The organism is Sinomonas sp., assembly GCF_036848755.1.
Lineage (GTDB): Bacteria > Actinomycetota > Actinomycetes > Actinomycetales > Micrococcaceae > Sinomonas.
Window position 1 is genome coordinate 1 of the sequence record NZ_DAIUJO010000214.1, and the last position, 2,916, is coordinate 2,916.

Here is a 2,916-nt window from a genome sequence, read left to right on the forward strand (position 1 = left end):
GGACGCCCTCAAGCCGGGCGTGGCCCAGGCGGCGACGAACGTCCTGCAGGACGTCATCACCAAGGGTTCGGGCCTGCTCATCCCGCAGAAGCTCGGCGTTCCGGACGCGGCCAAGACGGGCACCAACCAGTACAACAACCAGACATGGGTCGTCGGCTACACGAAGGGCCTGTCCACGGCGTCGTTCTTCGGCAACCCCTTCACGGCGAACCCCGCCAACCCCGGGCAGAACGTCACGGTGAACGGCAAGTTCTATCCCGTCATCGACGGCGCCTACATCGCCGGCCCCCAGTGGGCGCAGTACATGCAGCAGGCGGTCGGCTACTACGACCACGGCAACTTCGACCCGCCGCCCCAGAACCTCATCGGCTGAGGCCGGAGGCCAGGGGTAACGGATAGTTCTGCCACCGATCTAGTTCTGGCCTAGAATAGGTCTATGACAGAACAGTTCTGCCTGCTGGTGCCCGAGAGGAGCCCAGCGGAGGGGCGCCACCAAGGGATCCGGCGGTGAGTTCAACGACCGCCCCGAGTGGGGCCAAGCTGCGGAGCGAGGGAGCGTGGCTCCTGCGCCTGACCGCGGTGACTCTTCTCGTCGGCCTCGGCGCCGGCGTCGTCGGAATTGCAGTGGACCTTGCGCTGCAGCTCATCGAGCATCTCGCCTTCGGCTACACGAGCGGGACGCTGCTCGACGGCGTCACGCAGGCGCCCCCGTGGCGACGATTTGCGTCGCTCGTCGCGGCCGGCGTCGTCGGCGCCGTCGGGTGGTGGGCCCTCCGCCGCTGGGGACGCCGCGTCGTCTCGGTAGAGCGAGCGGCCAAGGGAACCCCGATGCCGCTCAAGACGACCATCGTGAACGCGGCGCTCCAGATCGGCATCGTGGGCCTCGGCGCGTCCATCGGGCGTGAGGCGGCGCCGCGCGAGCTCGGGGCCCTGTTCGCGGACAAGGTCACGCGGGCCGCCAGGCTGAGCGAGCGGGAGGCGAAGATCCTCGTCGCGTGCGGCGCCGGCGCGGGTCTGGCCGCCGTCTACAACGTGCCCTTCGGCGGCGCACTGTTCGTCGTGGAGATCCTGCTCGCCGAGGTGAGCTTCGCGACGCTCCTCCCGGCGTTCGCAGCATCAGCCCTCGCCGCGGCGGTAGCCCGCGTCGTCGTGCCGGTTTCGCCGATGTACGCCCTGCCGCACGTCGTCGTGACCCCGCAGCTCGTCGGGTGGGCGGTCGTCGTAGGCCCCGTCATCGGGCTGGCCGCCTCCGGATTCGTGCGCCTCACCCAGGCCGCAGCTTTGACCAAGCCGCGCGGCGCCGCGATCCTGTGGGTCATGCCGCTCATCTTCGCGGGGGTGGGGGCCGTTTCGATCTTCCTGCCCGAGGTTCTCGGCAACGGGAAGGCAGCCGCCCAGACGGTCTTCACCGGGACGGCTCCGCTGACCCTCGTTGCGCTCCTGCTGCTCGCCAAGACCGCGACGACGGTCGGCACCATCAAGGCCGGCGCTGCAGGCGGCACTCTGACCCCATCCGTCGCCATCGGGGCGATGCTGGGCATCGCCCTCGGGAGCGCCGTGAACCTCGTGCTGCCGGGGACGTCGACGGCCGCGTTCGCGTTCGTCGGTGCGGCGGCGTTCTTGGCCGGCACGATGCGCGCGCCGATGACCGGCCTCATCCTCGTCACGGAATTCACCGGCCAGGGGCCCGAGCTCCTCGTTCCGGGAATGGCGGCGATCGCCGGGGCCCTCGCGGTCGTCTATTTCCTCGAGAGGACCCGGCTCTCGGACATCGCGTAAGGCGCGGTCAGGCCAGAGTCTGCGCCCGACGGATGCCGAGCCTGTCGCCCGGCGCACCCCAGCATTCGATCGCGAGCGGACCGGCGCTCGTCTCGGCCCGTGAGGCCGCGGTGAGCCACCCGTCCTCTCCGATCCAGTAGGACGAGACGTGGTCCGAGCCCTCGCCGCACACCAGCAGGAACCGCCCTGACGGGTCGATCGCGCTCCCGCAGGGCTGGGTCTCGGTCGAGGTCCTGGACACGAACTCGAGCGTCCCGTCGTCCTTCAGCGCGAAGCCAGCGATCGTGCTCGTTGACCGCTCGGTCGCATAGAGGAAGCGCTCGTCGGGTGTGAGCCGCACGTCCGCCGCCCACACCACTCCCGTGCCGGGATCCGGCGTGGTCGCGGAGCGCACTGGACCCGGCGCGAGGCCGAGCCCCTCGACGGCCGAGACCCGTTGGAGGAGTTCGAGCGCACCCGATTCCCCGTCCCTGCCGTACACCGCTATCTCGCCTGTGAGTTCGTGCACGACGTAGGCGCGGTCCCCGGCGCCGTTGAGGCGGAGGTACCTCGGCCCCGAGCCGGGCTCGGCGGCGACGTGTCCGCTGGGGCTGATCGCGCCGTCGTCCGCCCCTGATGCGCCTTTGGCTCCCATCTCGAACCAGCTCACCCGGTCATCTCCCAGAGAAGTCGCGTAGGCGAAGCGGCCATCCGGGCTGAAGGCGACGCAGTGCGTGTTGGCTCCGGTCTCGTACGTCGCGGCGGCACCGTCGTCGGCCCCGGGGAGCGGCACCCGGTCGAGCCTCCCGTCCCCGTAGGACGCGCTGAAGAGGCCGCCGCCGTCGGGCCCGATTGCCAGGAAGCAGGCCGACGCCGGGAGGTCACGGACTTCTCCTTGGGCCACCGCGCCCACGGGGTCGAGGGAGAGGGCGACGGCGCGCGGCCGGCTGGCGTCGGTTCCGTCGCCGTTGCAGGCGGCATACGCCGTGCCATGAGGATCCAACGCGAGCGCCGCGACTCCGGGGAGACCCTCTGCCCGGGCGAGGGGTTTGAGTGCCCCCGAACCGGCGTCGAGTTCGAGGAGGTCGACGACGCCGGCCCCCGGGCACGCGACGAGGACCAAGGTGCGCTGGGCAGAGGGATTGTCAGCGTCGGGTT

General features: G+C 70.8%; 2 protein-coding genes and 1 pseudogene. 2 read left to right on the plus strand and 1 reads right to left on the minus strand.

The window, feature by feature from the left end; translation table 11 throughout:
• Together V7053_RS18565 and V7053_RS18570 are read left to right on the plus strand one after the other, a co-directional pair.
• Positions 1 to 373, plus strand: a pseudogene (locus tag V7053_RS18565) (transglycosylase domain-containing protein); the annotation flags it as partial.
• A 134-nt stretch (positions 374 to 507) separates the two neighbouring features.
• Entirely contained in the window at positions 508 to 1,779 is a 1,272-nt protein-coding gene (locus V7053_RS18570) for a chloride channel protein (RefSeq protein WP_334173734.1), read from the plus strand.
• A gap of 7 nt (positions 1,780 to 1,786) precedes the next feature.
• On the opposite strand, the gene V7053_RS18575 is transcribed toward V7053_RS18570, so the two are convergent.
• Positions 1,787 to 2,916: lactonase family protein (locus V7053_RS18575; protein ID WP_334173735.1), on the minus strand; the 1,130-nt coding region annotated here is incomplete at its 5' end.